The organism is Streptomyces sp. 3330 (assembly GCF_031456635.1).
Taxonomy (GTDB): domain Bacteria; phylum Actinomycetota; class Actinomycetes; order Streptomycetales; family Streptomycetaceae; genus Streptomyces.
The window spans coordinates 24,757-42,616 of the sequence record NZ_JAVDVA010000020.1; the positions used below are offsets into that span (position 1 = coordinate 24,757).

Annotated in this window: 9 protein-coding genes; 8 read left to right on the forward strand and 1 reads right to left on the reverse strand. The window is 75.0% G+C overall.

Going from position 1 to position 17,860, the window contains the following annotated elements; all coding sequences use genetic code 11:
* Positions 1 to 318: 318 nt before the first annotated feature.
* On the reverse strand, positions 319 to 609 hold the full coding sequence (locus J2X68_RS28880; RefSeq protein ID WP_310435522.1) for a hypothetical protein: 291 nt from the start codon (positions 607 to 609) through the stop codon (positions 319 to 321).
* On the opposite strand from J2X68_RS28880, the gene J2X68_RS28885 reads away from it, so the two are divergent.
* The 8 genes from J2X68_RS28885 (at position 608) to J2X68_RS28920 (ending at position 17,859) form a co-directional block, all read left to right on the forward strand.
* Positions 608 to 805: a hypothetical protein gene (locus tag J2X68_RS28885; RefSeq protein WP_310435523.1), complete on the forward strand. Its 198-nt coding sequence runs from the start codon at positions 608 to 610 to the stop codon at positions 803 to 805. The genes J2X68_RS28880 and J2X68_RS28885 overlap by 2 nt on opposite strands.
* 143 nt (positions 806 to 948) lie before the next feature.
* Entirely contained in the window at positions 949 to 7,461 is a 6,513-nt protein-coding gene (locus tag J2X68_RS28890; RefSeq protein ID WP_310435524.1) for a non-ribosomal peptide synthetase, read from the forward strand.
* Positions 7,458 to 13,613, forward strand: a complete 6,156-nt coding sequence (locus tag J2X68_RS28895; RefSeq protein ID WP_310435525.1) for a non-ribosomal peptide synthetase — start codon at positions 7,458 to 7,460, stop codon at positions 13,611 to 13,613. The genes J2X68_RS28890 and J2X68_RS28895 overlap by 4 nt, the downstream gene beginning before the upstream one ends.
* A 148-nt stretch (positions 13,614 to 13,761) precedes the next feature.
* Positions 13,762 to 13,989, forward strand: coding sequence for an MbtH family protein (locus J2X68_RS28900; protein WP_310435526.1), 228 nt, complete (start codon positions 13,762 to 13,764; stop codon positions 13,987 to 13,989).
* Entirely contained in the window at positions 13,986 to 15,347 is a 1,362-nt protein-coding gene (locus J2X68_RS28905; protein WP_310435527.1) for an MFS transporter, read from the forward strand. The genes J2X68_RS28900 and J2X68_RS28905 overlap by 4 nt, the downstream gene beginning before the upstream one ends.
* Positions 15,304 to 16,323 (forward strand): guanitoxin biosynthesis L-enduracididine beta-hydroxylase GntD, encoded by a 1,020-nt coding sequence (gntD, locus tag J2X68_RS28910; RefSeq protein WP_310435528.1) that lies wholly within the window; start codon positions 15,304 to 15,306, stop codon positions 16,321 to 16,323. Before J2X68_RS28905 ends, gntD begins: the two co-directional genes overlap by 44 nt.
* A 133-nt stretch (positions 16,324 to 16,456) precedes the next feature.
* Entirely contained in the window at positions 16,457 to 17,209 is a 753-nt protein-coding gene (locus J2X68_RS28915; RefSeq protein ID WP_310435529.1) for an SDR family oxidoreductase, read from the forward strand.
* Positions 17,210 to 17,337: 128 nt separating this feature from the next.
* Positions 17,338 to 17,859, forward strand: a complete 522-nt coding sequence (locus tag J2X68_RS28920) for a flavin reductase family protein (RefSeq protein ID WP_310435530.1) — start codon at positions 17,338 to 17,340, stop codon at positions 17,857 to 17,859.
* Position 17,860: the final 1 nt, after the last annotated feature.

Below are 17,860 nucleotides of genomic sequence, written 5' to 3' on the forward strand. Positions count from 1 at the left end.
CATCGGACTTCCTGCCACCGGCCGCCCGTCGTCGGACGCCGGGCCGCCGACGGCGCGTGTGAGCCGGCCACGGCACCGGACCTCGCCACCCATCGCCACGGCATCCGGCGACCGGGCACGGCCGTCACGCCTGCCGGGACGCGGTCGCGGTCGTCGACGTTGCCCTCTCGTTGCTGCGCGACCGACGGACGCCGGCCTGGCAGGCGCCCTCAGCGCCCGTCCGGGCGGACGGGCCATCGCTCCGGGGTCGCGCGCCGACCGTGAGGATCAGGGCCGTCGACACCGGTCTCGCACGACGACCCTCCCCGTTCGCCGGGTTCAGGACGCGTCGGCCGCCTCGGCCACGTTGCCGGCGCGCGACGCTTCGTCCTGGGCCATGCCGAGGAAGCGCCGCAGCGCCTCGACCGGCATGTCGAGTCCCTCCGACGCGGACTGCTCGTCGCCGAACACCTGCACCGCCTCGGTGACCGCCACGGCCAGTTCGATCTCCGCCTTGCGGACCTTGGCCTCGGCCTTGTCCACGGTGTCGACCACCGCCAGCTGGCGGCGCTGCTTCTCCTGAAGTCTCTGCTTCCGGGAGAGGTTCTTGTCAAAGCTCTGCACAGACATGACCAAGATCATAATCAGTCGCGTCGGCATCCTCGGACGACCGCACCACGCGCCCGCGTCCCCGCCCCCACCGGGCCGCCGCACCACTGACGCGGTCGCCGTCACCCTCGCCGTCGCGGCCGCCGAGAACAAGCGCGACACCGCCGCGTGCGGGCGGGCGCCAACCGTAAAGGGGCTGCCGATCGCACCCCTGTAACGCCATCCCGTGACTTGAGCGGAAAACGCGTCGGGGAAATCATCGTCAAGGCGTCCGCCCCTGCGCAAGGACTCACGCGACGCGGCACGTTCACGGTATTCCGCGGTGCTCCCGACCGCCGTAGCTCCGACCGAGGTGGAGTCATGTCTGCTGCCCAGCACACTTCGCTGCCGTTGACGGCAGCCCAGAGCGGGGTCTGGTTCGCGCACCAGCTGAATCAGAATTCTCCCGTCTACAACGTCGGCGAATGCGTGGAAATCCACGGGCCGGTCGACGGCACGATATTCGAGGCCGCTCTGGAGCAAGTGGTCCGCGAGGCCGGTACGTTGCACATCCGGCCGACCGAGGAACGCGACGGTCCGCGACAGGTGCTCGGCGACCCGCCGGGACCCCGGCTGACCCGGCTCGACCTGTCCGGCGAGGACGACCCGGAGGCGGCGGCGCGCGCGTACATCGCCGCAGACATGGCACGCCCCGTCGGCCTGACCCACGGGGAGTTGTTCGGGTACGCCCTGATCAGGCTGGCCGACGACCGCTACTTCTGGCACCAGCGCTACCACCACCTCGTCGTCGACGCGTTCGGGGCCGCGGCCGTCACCGCCCGGGTGGCCCGCGTCTACACCGCGCTGGCCGCCGATCGGACCACCGGTCGGGCCGCGGATCGTGCCGCTCAGGCCGCCGGCGAGTCCGAACAGCCCGGCGACGAGGGGCCCTTCGCTCCCTACACCGCGCTGCTGGACGCTGAGGCCGCCTACCGCCGCTCCGAGCAGTACGGCAAGGACCGGGCGCACTGGGCCGAGCGGTTCGCCACCCGTCCCGACGAGATCGCCACCTACGCCGGCTCGGGCGCCACCGCACCTCCCTCGGACACGTTCCTGCGCCAGGTCACGCGTCTCTCCCCCGAGGTCCTGGACAGGCTGCGCGCCACCGCCCGCGCCGCCCGGACCACCTGGTCGGCCGTCGTCGTCGCGGCGGTCGCCGCGCATCTCCACCGCGTCACCGGAATACGTGACATCACCCTCGGAATTCCCGTCTCCGCGCGCCACGGAGCCGACTCCCGGAACGTCCCGGGAATGGTGTCGAACGAACTCCCTCTGCGCGTCGGCATTTCCCCGGACATGACGGTCGGGGACGTGCTCCGCACCGTCTCCGCGGAACTCAGGAAACTGCTGCGCCATCAGCGCTATCCGTACGGGGATCTGCGCCGTGATCTGCGTCTGCTCGACGAGGGACGGCATCTTTTCGGCCCCATGATCAACATTATGCCCTTCGATTTCGACGTCACGTTCGCCGGGCATCCCCTCACCGTTCACAACATGTCCAACGGGCCGGTCGGGGACCTCTCCGTCTCCGTCTACGAACGCTCCGACGGCAACGGGCTCCAGTTCTCCTTCGACGCCAACCCCGCGCTCTACGAGGCGGACGAACTGGCCCGGATCCAGGAGCGCTTCCTCGCCTTCCTCACCGCCATGGCCACGGCGGACCCCGCCCTGCCCCTCGGCCGTCTCGACACCCTCACCGGCCCGGAGACCGAGGCCGCGCTGTCCGGGTCCGGGCAGCCGCCCCGCCCGATCGCCCCCGCCACCGTCGCCGACCTGTTCGCCTCCCAGGCGGCCCGCACCCCCGACGCACGCGCCCTGGTCTCCCCGGGCCGCACGCTCACCTTCCGCGAGCTCAACGCGTCCGCCAACCAGCTGGCCCATCTCCTGGCAGGTCTCGGCGTGGGACCCGAGCAGTGCGTGGCGCTGGCTCTCCCGCGCGGCGCCGACACCGTGGTCGCCATGCTCGGTGTCCTCAAGTCCGGTGCCGCCTATGTGCCGTTGGACCCGGACCACCCGGCCGAGCGTACCCGGCAGATCCTGGCCGAGGCCGACCCGGCGCTGATCCTGACCAGCTCCGGCCTGGTCGACGCCCTGCCCCGGGGCGACGACGCCCGGGTGCTGCTCCTCGAGGACGCCGGGCTGGGCCTGCCCGGACTGCCGGACACCGACCCCACCGACCGTGACCGCACCCGGCCGCTGCTCCCCCGGAACCTCGCCTACGTCATCCACACCTCCGGATCCACCGGCCGGCCCAAGGGCGTCGCCGTCGAGCACCGCAGCCTGAGCAACCTCCACGAGCACCACCGGCGCGTCTTCATCGAGCCCGCCGTGGCGGAGGCCGGGGTCGAGCGCTTCCGGGTGGCGCTGACCAACGCGTTCGTGTTCGACGCCTCCTGGACGGCGCTGCTGTGGCTCGTCGCCGGGCACGAGCTGCACGTCGTCGACGACGCGACCCGCCGGGACGCCGGTGCCCTCGCCGCCTACGCCGAACGGCACGCCGTCGACCTGCTCGACACCACGCCCACCCACGCCCGCCAGCTCCTGAACGCCGGACTGCTGGAGGGGACGAACCACCCCCGTGTGCTCGTGCTCGGCGGAGAGGCCGTCCCGGACGACCTCTGGACCCGACTGCGCGCCACCCCCGGTCTGACCGCCCGCAACGTCTACGGGCCGACCGAGTGCACCGTCGACTCGATGTACTGCGACCTGCGCGCGGCGGCCGCCCCCACCGTCGGACGGCCCGTCGACAACCTGGACGCCCGCGTCCTCGACAGCGCCCTGCGGCCGGTGGCGGACGGGGCCGTGGGCGAACTCTTCCTGTCCGGCGCCGGACTGGCCCGCGGCTATCTGGGACGGGGCGCGCTCACCGCGGAACGGTTCGTCGCCGACCCGTTCGGCGCTCCCGGCGAGCGGATGTACCGCACGGGCGACCTCGTCCGCCGCGGCCCGGACGGGCTCCTGGCCTACGTGGGCCGGGCGGACACCCAGGTGAAGCTGCGCGGGTTCCGCGTGGAGCCCGGGGAGATCGAGTCCGTCCTGGCCGGCCACCCGTCCGTCGCGCAGTGCGGTGTGGTGGTGCGCGAGGACCCGTCGGGGGTCCGCAGGCTCGTCGCCTACGTCGTGCCCACCCCCGGCGCAGGGATGCCGGACGCCGGAGCGCTGCGGGAGCACCTCGCCGCGTCCCTGCCGGAGTACATGGTCCCGGCCGGATTCGTCGCCCTGGACGCGCTGCCCCTGACCCACAACGGAAAGCTCGACCGCGCCGCCCTGCCCGCGCCGGAGATCACCGCCGCGGCCGACAGCCGCGCGCCCCGCACCCCCGTCGAAGAGACGCTGTGCGCCCTCTTCGCCGAACTCCTCGACGTGCGCCGGGTCGGCATCGACGACAGCTTCTTCGCACTCGGCGGCGACTCCCCGCTGGCCGTACGGCTGGCCGCGCGCGCCCGGGAGGCGTCGGTCGTCCTCACCCCCCAGGACGTGTTCCGGCACAAGACCGTCGCCGGGCTCGCCGAGGTGGCGCGCGGGCCCGCCCCGAGCCCGGAGCCGCCCGGCCGCTCCCGCCTTCCGCTGATCGCCCTGGACGCGGCCGAGCGGGCCGCCCTGGCCGTCTCCCATCCCGGGCACGGGGCCGTCCTGCCGCTCACCCCGCTCCAGGAGGGCATGCTCTTCCACGCCCAGTACGAGGGCGCGGGCGGCGGGACGGCCGGTATCGACCCCTACATCGCGCAGACGGCGTACGAACTGTCCGGCCCGCTGCGCCCGGACCGGCTGCGCGACGCCTGCGACGCCCTGCCGGCCCGGCACGAGTGCCTGCGCGCCGCCTTCCGCCGCACCGGGTCCGGCCGGCCCGTGCAGGTGATCACCGGGGCGCACGGCGTGCCGTGGACCGAACTGGACCTGACCGGACTGCCGGCCGACGGGCAGCGGGAACGCGTCGCCCGTGAGCTGGCCGCCGACCGCGCGCGCCCGTTCGACATGGCGGCCGCGCCCCTCGTGCGCTTCCTGCTCGTGCGTCTGGAGGCCGAGCGGCACGTGCTCGTCCTCACCGGCCACCACATCGTGCTCGACGGCGCCTCGCTCGGTCTGGTGCTGGACGACCTGCTCGACGCGTACGCGGGCGAAGAGCCCGGGGCGCCGGCTCCCGTCACCCTGCGCGACTACGCCGAGTGGCTCGCCGTGCAGGACGGGCAGACGGCCGAGAAGGCCTGGGCCGCCGCGCTGGACGGCGTCGAGGAGCCGACCCTCGCCGTGCCCGACGCGGACCGGGGCCGGGCGCCCGTCCTGGCCGAGCACGTCCGGGTGAGCCTGGACCCGGTGCGCACCGCGGCGCTGACCGCCGCGGCCCGCGCCCGCTCCCTCACGCCCCACACCGTCGTCCAGGCCGCGTGGGCGGTCACTCTGGGGCAGCTGACCGGCCGCGACGACGTCGTCTTCGGCACCACCGTGTCGCTGCGCCCGGCCGAACTCCCCGGCGTCGACCGACTGGCAGGACTGCTGATCAACACCGTGCCGGTACGGGTGCGGCTCGACGCGGCCGAGCCGCTGGAGCGGCTGCTCGGCCGGCTCCAGGACGAGCAGGCCGCGCTCTCCCCCCACCACCATGTGGGCCTCGCCGCCCTGCGTCGGCAGACCGGGCTCGACCAGCTCTTCGACACCTCCACGGTCTTCGAGAACCACTCCGGTGGCGCCGAGGCCGTCCGGGAGCGGGACGGGCTGACCGTGCGCGCCGCCGACAGCTACGGCGCGACGCACTATCCGCTGACGCTCATCGCCGAACCGGGTGAACGGCTGACCCTCCGGCTCGCGTACCGTCCCGATCTCGTCGACCGCGCCACCGCCCGGGCCGTCGTCGCGCGCACCGCCCGCTTCCTGGAGGCGTTCACCACCGCGCCGCACGCCCCGCTCGCCGCCGTCGACCTGCTGTCCCCCGCGGAGCGCTCCCGCGTCCTGCACGAGGGGAACGCGTCGGTCGCACCCCCGTCGGACACCTCGATCCACCGGAGGTTCGCCGAACAGGCGGCCCGCACGCCCGGCGCCGTCGCGGTCACCGGTGCCGCGGGCAGTCTGAGCTACGCCGAACTCGACTCCCGTGCGGACGCGTTGGCCCACCGGCTGCTCGCCCTCGGCCTGCGGCCCGAGGAGCGGGTCGCCGTTCTCCAGGAGCGCTCACCCGAACTGATCGTCTCCCTGCTGGCCGTGCTCAAGGCGGGCGGCGCGTACCTGCCGCTGGACGCCCGCTCCCCCGCCGACCGGCTGCGTGCGATGACCGGCCGCACGCGGGCCCGCGTCCTGCTGACCGACCTCGCCTCACGCGAGGCGGCGCGCGAGCTCGCCGCCGGGCAGCTCCTCGTCGTGGACGAACCCGGCCCGGCCGTCCCCGCCGCCGTGGGTCCGCTCCCGGAGGTGCGCGCGGACCAGCTCGCCTACGTCCTGTTCACGTCGGGCTCGACGGGTGAGCCCAAGGGCGTCGGGGTGACCCACCGGGCCGTCCTCGACCTGGCCGGGGACAGCGCGTTCACCGCCGAGGCGCACCGGGCGGTGCTCCAGCACTCCACCCAGGCCTTCGACGCGGCGACCTACGAGATGTGGGTGCCGCTGCTCGGCGGCGGCAGGATCGTCCTCGCGCCGCCCGGCCAGCTCGACGGGCCGCTGCTGGAACGGCTCGTGGCCGGGCACGGGGTCACCGCGCTGTGGCTGACGGCAGGCCTGTTCCGGTTGCTGGCCGAGGAGTCGCCGGGCAGCTTCGCCGGGCTGCGCGAGGTGTGGGCGGGCGGCGACGTCGTCCCCGGCCGGGCCGTGCGCGCCGTCCTGGGCGTCAACCCGGCCCTGGTCGTCGTCGACGGCTACGGCCCCACCGAGACCACCGTGTTCGCGGCGCGCCACCGCATGCGCGCCGGGGACGCCGTGCCGGCGACGGTGCCCATCGGACGGCCGCTGGACGGCATGCGCGCCTACGTGCTGGACAGCGCGCTGCGGCCCGTACCGCCCGGCGTGGCCGGTGAACTGCACCTGACGGGCGCCGGGTTGGCCCGTGGCTACCTGGACCGTCCCGAGGCGACCGCCGAGCGCTTCGTCGCCGACCCGTTCGGGGCGCCGGGCGGGCGCATGTACCGCACCGGTGACCTGGTCCGCTGGAACGACCGGGGCGAGCTCGTCTTCCTCGGCCGCGCGGACGACCAGATCAAGATCCGCGGGTTCCGCGTCGAGCCCGGTGAGATCGAGGCCGCGCTGGCCCGGCACCCCGCGGTGGCCCAGTGCTGTGTGGTGGCGCGCGAGGACGCTCCCGGCGTCAAGCGGCTGACCGCCTACGTGGTGCCGCCGCCGGGGGACCGCGTGCCGACGGCCGCCGAACTGCGGGCGCATCTGGCCCCGTCGCTGGCCGACTACCAGGTGCCCGCCGCGTTCGTGGCGCTGCCCGGGCTGCCGCTGACCCGGAACGGCAAGATCGACCGCCGGGCCCTCCCGGCTCCCGCCGACACGGCCGACACAGCCGACACGGCGGGACGCGCTCCGGCCGGCCCACGGGAGGAACTCCTGTGCACCCTCTTCGGCGAGGTCCTCGGCCGTGACCGAGTCGGTCCCGACGACGGGTTCTTCACCCTCGGCGGCGACTCCATCCTCTCGGTCCGGCTGGTCGCGCGGGCCCGTCGCGCCGGACTCGTCCTCACCGCCCGGGACGTCTTCACCCACCGGACGGCCGCCGCGCTCGCCGAGGTCGCCCAGGACCTGGCCCCGGAGACCCCCGACCGGACCGAGGAGGCGGACCTGCCGCCGATCGCCCTGCCCGACGACGAACTGGCCGAGCTGATGGCCGTATGGGAGTCCGCCCAGTGAACGCGACGCCGAGCACCGCGCCCCGGCCGACCGCCGGCAACCGCCCCGACCTCGACATCCTGCCGCTGACACCCCTCCAGGAGGGCATGCTCTTCCACTCCCTGTACGACGACGAGGGCAGCGATGTGTACACCGTCCAGGCCTCGCTGGAGCTGACCGGGCCGCTCGACCGGGCCGCCCTGCGACGGTCCTGCGACGCCGTGCTGACGCGGCATCCCGCGCTGCGGGCGGGCTTCCTCCAGCGCGGGACGGGACGGGCCGTCCAGCTCGTGCCGCGCGCCGTGGAGGCGCCCTGGGCGGAGGACGATCTGAGCCCGCTGCCCGAGGCGGAGCGGTCCGCCGCGCTCGACCGGATCACGGCCGAGGACCGCGAGCGCCGCTTCACCCTCTCCGCCCCTCCGCTCGTACGGTTCCGGCTGCTGTGCCTGGCCGCCGACCGGCACGTCCTGCTCCTGACCAACCACCACATCCTGCTGGACGGCTGGTCGCTCCCGCTGGTGCTGCGCGATCTGTTCGAGCTGTACGAACGGGGCGGCAGCGCCGAAGGGATGCCGCCCGCGCCGTCCTTCCGCCGGCATCTCGGCTGGCTCGCCGGGCAGGACCGGGAAGCCGCCGGGCAGGCGTGGCGCGCGGCCCTCGGCGACCTGGACGAGCCGACCCTCCTGGCGCCCGCCGGGGCGGCCGACGGACCGTCCGTGTTCCCGCAGCGCGTGGTCACCCGTCTCCCGGAGCAGCTGACGGCGGACCTCACCCGCTTCGCCCGTACGCGCGGCCTCACGGTCAACACCCTGGTGCAGGCCGCCTGGGCGCTGTCGCTGGCCCGGGCGACCGGCCGCCAGGACGTGGTCTTCGGGGCGACCGTCTCGGGCCGGCCGGCGGAACTGCCGGACGTGGAGGAGACGGTGGGCCTCTTCATCAACACCGTCCCGGTCAGGGTGCGGCTGGATCCCGCCGAACCGCTCGGCGCGCTGCTGGAGCGCGTCCAGCGCGAGCAGTCCGCGCTGCTCCCGCACCACCATCTCGGGCTCGCCGACATCCAGCGCCTCACCGGCCTCGGCGACCTCTTCGACACCGCGGTCGTCTTCGAGAACGCCCCCTTCGACGAGGAGTCGCTGGACCGGACGTTCGGCGGGGTGCGCGTCGCCCTCCTGGAGGACACGGCCACCACGGGCACGATGCACTACCCCCTGAGTCTGGTGGCCGTACCCGGACGGCGGCTGCGCCTCGACCTCAGTCATCGGGCCGATGTCGTGGACGAGGCGTCCGCGCGGCGGCTGGCCCGCCGTCTGGTGCGGATCCTGGGCGCCCTGGCCGCCACACCCGAGCTGCCCTGCGGCGGCGTCGGCGCGCTCGACACGGAGGATCTCGCGGCGCTGTCGGCCGCCGGGACCGGACCGGCCGTCCCGCATCCGGCGACCACGCTGCCCGAACTGTTCGCCGCGCAGGCCGCGCGCACGCCGTCCGCGCCGGCCGTCGTCTTCGAGGGCGCGACCCTGTCGTACGCCGAACTCGACGGGCGCGCCACGCGGTTGGCGCACGCTCTGCGGGCCCGGGGCGCGGGCCCGTCCCGGATCGTCGCCGTCGCCCTGCCCCGCTCCCTCGACCTGCTGGTCACGCTGTACGCCGTGCACAAGACGGGCGCCGCCTATCTGCCGGTGGACCCGGACTATCCGCCGGACCGCGTCCGCTACATGCTCGACGACGCCTCCCCCGCCCTGGTGGTGACCCCGGAGGTCTACGGCCGGCTGGCCGCGGAGGCCGTGGCCGACGGCGGTGTGCTGCCGCGCGCCGATCCGCGCGAGCCGGCCTACATGATCTACACGTCCGGTTCGACCGGCCGTCCCAAGGGGGTGCTCGTCCCCCACCAGGGCATCGTCAACCGGCTGCTGTGGATGCAGTCCGCCTACGAACTGGCTCCCGGGGATCGGGTGTTGCAGAAGACGCCGTCCAGCTTCGACGTGTCGGTGTGGGAGTTCTTCTGGCCGCTGATCACCGGCGCCACGCTGGTCGTTGCCCGGCCCGAGGGGCACAAGGACCCCGAGTACCTGGCGGACCTGATCCGGCGCGAGGGCGTGACGACGGTGCACTTCGTGCCGTCCATGCTGGAGTCCTTCCTCCGGAGCCCGAAGGCCGCCGACTGCACGGGCCTGCGCCGGGTCATCTGCAGCGGCGAGGCGCTCCCGGCCTCCCTGGCCGACCGCTTCCACGACCTCTTCGACGCCGCCGGCGCCGAACTGCACAACCTGTACGGGCCCACCGAGGCCTCCGTCGACGTCACCCACCGGCGCAGCCGCCGCGGCACGTCCACCGCCTCGGTGCCCATCGGCCGCCCGGTCGACAACACCGGCGTCCGCGTGCTCGACGCGGGGCTGCAACCGGCCCTGCCGGGCGCTCCCGGCGAGCTGTACCTGGCGGGCGTCCAGCTCGCCCACGGGTACCACGGGCGGCAGGCGCTGACCGCCGAGCGCTTCGTCGCCGATCCGTTCGGCCCGCCGGGCTCGCGGATGTACCGCACCGGCGACATCGTGCGCTGGACCGAGGACGGCGAACTCCTCTACCTGGGACGGGCCGACGACCAGGTGAAGATCCGCGGCTTCCGGATCGAGCTGGGCGAGATCGAGTCCGTCCTGGCCCGTCACCCGGCCGTGGGCGCCCCCGCGGTCGTCGTCCGTGAGGACCGGCCCGGCGTCAGACGTCTGGTCGCCTACGTCGTCCCCGCGGACCCGGCCGGGGCGCCGGCGTTCGACGCCGAGGCGCTGCGCGCCCACTGCGCCGACGGCCTGCCCGAGCACATGGTCCCGCAGGCGTTCGTACCGCTGGAGCGGCTCCCCCTGTCGCTCAGCGGCAAGCTCGACCGCAAGGCGCTGCCCGCCCCCGCCTTCACCGCCGTGGGCGGACGGGCCGCCGCAGGGCCGGTGGAGGAGACGCTGTGCGCGCTCTTCGCCGAGGTGCTCGGGGTGCCGGGCGTCGGTCCGGACGACGGGTTCTTCGAACTCGGCGGGGACTCCATCCTGTCCATCCAGCTCGTCGCCAGGGCCCGCCGCGCCGGACTCGTCCTCACCCCGCGCGACGTGTTCCGGCACCGCACGGTGGCCGCGCTCGCCTCGGTGGCCAGGGCCGCCGACCCGGCGCCCGCCGCGGAGCCCGACGACGCCGGCACCGGACGCGTGCCGCTCACGCCCATCGCCCACTGGCTGCGGGAGCAGGGCGGGCCGATGGCCGGGTTCCATCAGTCCCTGCTGGTGCGCGTCCCGGCCGGGCTGCGCGAGAGGGACCTCCTGACGGCTCTCCAGGCGGTCCTCGACCGGCACGACGCGCTGCGGCTGCGGCTCGACGACAGCGGTGCCGACAACACCGGTGGAGACGACTGCGACGGCGACGCCGGGTGGACGCTGGACGTGGGCGCGCGGGGTTCCGTGCGGGCCGCCGACTGCCTCACCCGGCACCGCGCCCCCGGCGAGAACCTCGTGGAACTCGCCCTCGCGGCACGGCGCGCGCTGGACCCCCGCGGCGGCCGCGTCCTGCGGGCGGTGTGGCTCGACCGCGGCGAGACGGAGCCGGGACGCCTGCTGCTGCTGGTGCACCACCTCGCCGTGGACGGCGTGTCCTGGCGGATCCTGCTGCCCGACCTCGCGGCGGCCTGGCGGGCGGCGGTGGCCGGACAGGACGCGTTCGCCGCGCTGGACGCGGTACCGACCTCCCTGCGGACCTGGTCGCGGCGTCTCACCGAGGCCGCCCACGCCCCGGAGCGCACGGCGGAACTCCCGCTGTGGCAGGAGGTGTCGGCCGCCGACGACCCGCTGCTGACCGCCCGCCCGCTCGACCCGGCCCGCGACGTCTACGCCACCCGCGAGGACCTCACCCTGACCCTGCCCGCCGAGGAGACGGCCGCGCTGCTGACGACCGTGCCCGAGGCGTTCCACGCCGGGATCGACGACATCCTGCTGTCGGCGCTCGCCCTGGCCGTGGCCCACTGGCGCGGACCTGACCGGACCGGTGGCGTCCTCGTCGACCTGGAGGGCCACGGACGCCAGGAGGAGATCGCCCCCGGACTCGATCTCTCCCGCACGGTGGGATGGTTCACCGCCCTGTATCCCGTACGCCTGGACGCGGGGGCCACGGACTGGCACGACGTATGGGCCGGCGGGGCCGCGCTCGGCCGTGCCGTCAAGACCGTGAAGGAGCAGCTGCGCGCGGTGCCGGACCGGGGCATCGGCTACGGGCTGCTGCGCCACGTCAACCGCGACACCGGTCCCCTGCTCGCCTCCGGCCGCACCCCGCAGATCGGCTTCAACTACCTGGGCCGCTTCGCCGCGGGCCGCGCCGCCGACTGGGAGGCCGCCGACGAGCCCGACGCCGTCGTCCCCCCGGCCGACCCCGGGATGCCGCTGCCGCACGCCGTGGACCTGAACGCCGTCACCGAGGAACGCCCCGACGGGCCACGCCTGGTCGCCCACTGGTCCTGGCCCGGCGAGCTGCTCGACGAGGCAGTCGTGCGCGGACTCGCCGACACCTGGTTCCGGGCGCTGCGCGCACTCGTCGCGCACGCAGCGGGCCCCGGCGCGGGCGGTCTCACCCCGTCCGACCTGGGGGTGGTGGCCGTCGCCGGGGAGCGGATCGGCCAGGACGAGCTCGACGCGCTCGCGGCGCACCGGGCCCGGCACACGGTGACCGACGTGCTGCCGCTCACGCCCCTGCAGGAAGGGCTGCTGTTCCACGCGCTGTACGACGAGGACACGGCGGACGTCTACACCGTGCAGCTCGCGCTCGACCTGGACGGCCCGCTCGACCGCGCCGCCCTGCGCGACGCCTGCCGGGACCTGGTCCGCCGGCACGCACCGCTGCGCACCGCCTTCGACACTCTCGGCTCCGGCACCCCGGTGCAGGTGGTGCTGCGGGACGTGGAACCGGCCTGGGCCGAACACGACCTCCTCCCCGGCGCGCCGGAGGCCGAGCGCGCGGAGCTGCTGGCCGCGGACCGGGGCGCCCGCTTCCCGCTCACCGGGCCGTCGCTGGCGCGCTTCACCCTCCTGCGGGAGACGGCGGAGCGCCACACCCTGGTCCTGACCGTGCATCACCTCCTGCTCGACGGCTGGTCCCTGCCGGTCGTGCTGCGCGACCTGGTCGCCCTGTACGAGGCCCGGGAGACCGGCGCGGGACTGCCCAGGCCGGTACCCGGGGCCACCGTGCGTGACCATCTGGCCTGGCTGGCCGGGCAGGACCGGGACGCCGCGGAGAAGGCGTGGCGGGACGCGCTGGCCGGTCTCGACGGCCCTACCCTGCTGGCGCCGCACGCCGCGCGCGGCGGCACGCCGTTGCTGCCCGAGCGGGTCGTGACGGAGCTGACCGAGGCGGAGACCGCCGCGCTGACCGAGCTGGCCCGGACCCACCGGGTCACGCTCAACACCCTGTTCCAGACGGCCTGGGCCCTCGTCCTGGCCGAGACGACGGGACGGCGCGACGTCGTCTTCGGGACCACCGTGTCCCTGCGGCCCCCGGAGCTCCCCGGCGTGGAGCACGGGGTCGGGATGTTCATCAACACCGTTCCGGTGCGGGTGCGTCCGGTGCCGGGCGAGCCCCTGGAACGCCTGCTCGCCCGCGTCCAGGAGGAACAGTCCGCCCTCGCGCCCCATCACCACCTGGGTCTGTCCCGGATCCACGCGCTGGCCGGCGGCGCCCCGCTCTTCGACACCTCGACCGTGTTCGAGAACTACCCCGCCGACGCGGACGAGGTGCGCGCCGGAGCCGTGCGGCTGTCCGGTCTGGAGGGCCGGGACGCCTACCACTACCCGATGACCGTCATGGGCGTGCCCGGCGACCGGCTCCACCTCCAACTCCGCTACCGGCCCGACCTCTTCGACCGGGAAACCGCCGAGCGCGTCGCGGCCGGGCTCCGCCGGGCGCTCACCGGGCTCCCCGGACGTCCGGCTCCCGCCGAAGGCCCCCTGGACGCCGTACGCGCCCTGTTCGCGGAGGTGCTCGGCCTCGAACACGTCGGCCCCGACGACGACTTCTTCGCCCTGGGCGGCGACTCGCTCCGCGCGCTGCGGCTCGCGGGCCGCGTCCGCGCCCGAGGCCTCGATCCGCGGCTCCCGGTGCGCGCGGTCTTCGACCGGCCCACCCCCCGGGCGCTCGCGCGGCGCCTCGGCTGACCGCGCGGTCGCACCGGGCCCTCCGGGAAGCCGCCCCCGGCTCAGCAGGGCGGCCCGCCCCTCGACATCCCTCTCCACGGCGTCCCTGCCGCACCCCTGTCCCACACCTGTCGGCACATCCGTGTCCGCACACCAGGAGGAACCCATCATGAGCAGCCCCTTCGACAACCCGGACGGCACCTTCCTCGTCCTCGTCAACGACGAGAACCAGCACTCCCTGTGGCCCGCGTTCGCCGAGGTGCCGGCCGGCTGGACGGTGGCCCGGCCGGAGGGCTCGCGCCAGGACTGCCTGGACCACATCGGCGAGCACTGGACGGACATCCGTCCCGCGAGCCTGGTCCGGGCGATGAACGCCGACGCCCCGCCGACGCGGTGAGCGCGCCCCTTCCGGTCACGGCCGTCGCGTTCCTCGCGCGGGCGAGCCAGCTCGGCCTGTTCTCGGCGGAGACACTGATCCTCCTCGACCGGGGGGTCGCCAGGAACGCGATCGGGCTGGTGATGGCGGCGGCCGCGGCCGGTGGGGCACTGGCCCAACTCGCCGCGGGCCGCTGGGGGCACCGCTGCCGCACCACCCGGCTGACCCTGCTGGGCACGGGGGTGCAGAGCGTGGGCTGTCTGGCGTTCGCCACGCTCACCCCGTGGTGGAGCCTGGCCGCCGCCGACTTCCTGCTCATGGCGGGGGCGGCGCTGACCGCGACCGGGCTGCGCGCCACGCTGGCCGCGCACGCTCCCGGCGGCCGGGCGCCGGGTCCGGACCGGCTGGAGCGCGCCTACGGCCGGCTGACGGCCGCGCAGATGCTCGGCGCCCTGGTGGGCCCGCTCGGCGCGGGGGCCGTGCTCCTGCACGGTGGCCCCGCGTGGGCCGCGTGGGCCGCCACCGCCGTCGCCCTCGGCGCGGCCGCGGTGGCGGGTACGGCGGACCGGCGCGGGCACGCCGCGGCGAACCGCCCCGGGGCCGCGCGACCGGCGGCGGAGAAGCTCCCGGCGCCGGAACCGCCCGCGTCGGCGGCCGGACCCCGGCTCTCGCTGCCGGCCACGCTGTGGACGCCCCTGGTCCTGCTGTTCGGCATCACCGCGCTGTACGGCGGCTACTCCGTGGTCTGGGCCGTGTACCTCCGCGACCTGGGCGCCCGCAACGCGCTCATCGCCTGGTCGGCGGCCTGTCTGGCACTGCCCGCGCTCGTCCTCTCCCCCCGGGCGGGCTCCGTCCTGCCCCGGGTGTCCCGCCCCGCGCTCCTGCGCTGCGCGGCGCTGCTCCTCGGCTGCTGCGCCTGTCTGTACCCGCTGGTCGGCTCGGTGGCCGCGGCGGTCGCCCTGTCGCTCGCCGAGGGGATCCTGCTGGCCGTCGCCCTGCCGCTGATCTCGGCGCAGGTGGCGCGCGACGCCGGTCCCGGCCGCACGGCGAGGGCCTTCGGCCTGCTCGGCACCGCGGACGCCCTCGGCAGCGGTCTGGGCACGGCCCTCGGCGGCGCGCTGCTCGCCCAGGGGGGCGCTGCGGAGGCCTTCCGGTTCAGCGGCGTCCTGTGCCTGCTCTGCGCCGCCGCCTCCCTGATCCCCCTCTCCGCCGGCTCACCCCGCCCGCCCTCTCCGCCCCAGCCCTCTTCTGCCCCGACCTCTCCTCCCCCGGCCGCGTCCTGCGCGCCGACCACCCGTCCGTCGTTCCCCTCGTCAGAAACCGGCAGGTCCCCGCATGTATCACGGCCTTCCCCTCGAATACGTCCTGTCCGCCGCTGAGACGGATCAGATCCTGGAGGCGCTGCCCCGCCTCCGCGACTCCTCCCCGGCCCCCGCGCAGCCCGCCTTCTACGACCGTCACTGGGACGCGGCGGCCCTCCTCCCGTCCGGACTGCGCACCTTCCTGGAGCAGTTCCGCCGCACCGAACCGGCCGCGGCGCTCGTGATCCACGGCTTCCCGGTCGACGACACGGCGGTCGGCCCCACCCCGGCCCACTGGGCGGACGTGCCGGCCGACGGCCCGCCCCTCGACCAGGAGCTGTTCCTGTCCATGGTGGGCACGGCGCTCGGCGACCCCTTCACCTTCTCCACCCTCCAGCTCGGCCGGGTCGTGCAGAACCTGCTGCCCATCCGCGGCGACGAACTGCGCCAGAGCGGCCACGGCAGCGAGTGCCTGCTGGAGTTCCACACCGAGGACGGCTTCCACCCGGGCCGCTGCGACTACCTGCTCCTGTTCGGGATGCGCAACCACGAGCGGGTGCCGACCATCGTGGCGTCCGTGCGCGACGTCAAGATCAGCGACGAGACCGCCGACCTGCTCCGCACCCCGAGCTTCCTCATCCGTCCCGACGACGAGCACGTACGCCAGCTCCAGGAGCGCCACCCCGGCCACCCGGCGCTGGCCGGCATGCTGCGGATGCAGTCCGACCCCGAGCCGGTGGCGGTCCTGTCGGGCGACCGGGAGCGCCCCTACCTGCGGATCGACTACCCGTTCATGACGTGCGCCGGCCAGGACGGGGCCGCCCAGCAGGCCCTGGACGAGCTGATGGAGGAGCTGGAGCGGGTCCAGCTCGACCTGGTCGTGGACCAGGGCAGCCTGGTGGTGGTCGACAACTACGTCGCCGTGCACGGCCGCAGGCCGTTCCGGGCCGCGCACGACGGGACGGATCGCTGGCTCAAGCGCATGATCGTCAGCCGCGACCTGCGCAAGACGACCCCGCACGCTTCGCCCGACGACCGGCGGGTCCTCTTCTGAGCACGCCCGGCGCCCCTGCGTCCGCCCTTCTCCCCGCCGGCCTCTCCACCCCCTCCGCCCTCTCCCTCCCCACCTTCCCTCTCCCTCCCCTCACCACCTCCTTCGTTCCCCTCACCGAAAGGGACGGCAAGACATGCGCACCATCGTCGTGTCCGGTGGCTCCAGCGGCATCGGCCGGGCCACCGTCGAGCGTTTCGCGCGAGCGGGCGACCGCGTGGTCAGCCTGGACATCGCCGAACCCCGGGACGAGCCCCGCGGTCCCGTCTCGTGGATCCGCTGCGACGTCGCCGACTGGCAGGCCGTCGACGACGCCCTGGCCCGGGTGCACCGGGACCACTCCCTGGACGTCGTCATCGCCAACGCCGGCATCAGCGTCCGCCACGGCGTCCTCGACCTCACCGAGCAGGCCGCACGGCGCGTGATCGACGTCAATCTCCTCGGGACCCTGGGCCTGTGGCGCGGCGCCGCCCGCCTCATGGCCGAGAGCGACGGCGGGGTCCTGCTGGCGACGGCGTCCGTCAACGGCCGCCGCGGCTACCCCCGTTACGCCGACTACAACGCCACCAAGGCCGGCATCATCTCCCTCACCCAGACCTTCGCCCTGGAACTCAGCCCCCGCATCCGGGTGGCCTGCGTGAGTCCCGGAGCCGTCCTGACCCCCATGCAACTGGCCGAGTACACCGACGACATGCTGGCCGACGTCGACGCCCGGATCCCGGCCGGCCGGCACGCCGCTCCCGAGGAGATCGCGGCGGCCTTCCACTATCTGGCCTCGCCCGAGGCCGCCTTCCTGACCGGTCAGGAGCTGGTCGTCGACGGCGGTGAGACGGCGGGCGCCACCACCGCCGAGTTCGGCACGGCGGCACGCGCCCCCGTGCCGGCCTGATCCACTCGAGGCGCCTCCTGCCGCCCTCCCCGCCCGCCGTCCCGCCCGGCTCCCCCCCGGCCGGCCGGGACGGCGGCGCGCGCCGGGAGCCGAACAGACCCCACGCCCCGAAAGGCAGAACCGCACCCATGACAGCGACCACCTGGGAAGCCGTCAGTCCCGAGGGCGGCCCCGACACGGTCCCGCCGGAGACGTTCCGCGAGGTGATGACCCGCTTCGCCCGCAGCGTCACGGTGGTCACCGCCCACGACGGGACGCATCCGATCGGCTGCACCGCCACCGCGGTCCTCTCCCTGACCGACCGGCCGCCCACCCTCCTCGCCTCGCTCGCCTCGGACGGCGGAACCCTCCGGTGCATCCGGGCCGCAGGGCGGTTCGGGGTGAGCGTGCTGCCCTACCGGCACCGCTCCCTGGCCGCGCGGTTCGCCGAGCTGCCGGCGGCCCGGCGCTTCGACGGAGTCGACCACGCCTCCCGGCACGGCGTCCCCCTCCTCGGCGGAGCGGTGGCCGGTGCGGTGTGCCGCGTGACGCGGTTCGTGCCCGTCGACGACCACACCCTGGTCATCGGTCACGTGGTGCACGCGGAGACGGGCCAGGACGCCGAGCCGTTGATCCACTTCGCCCGCCGGCAGACCCGGCCGGAGGGATGAC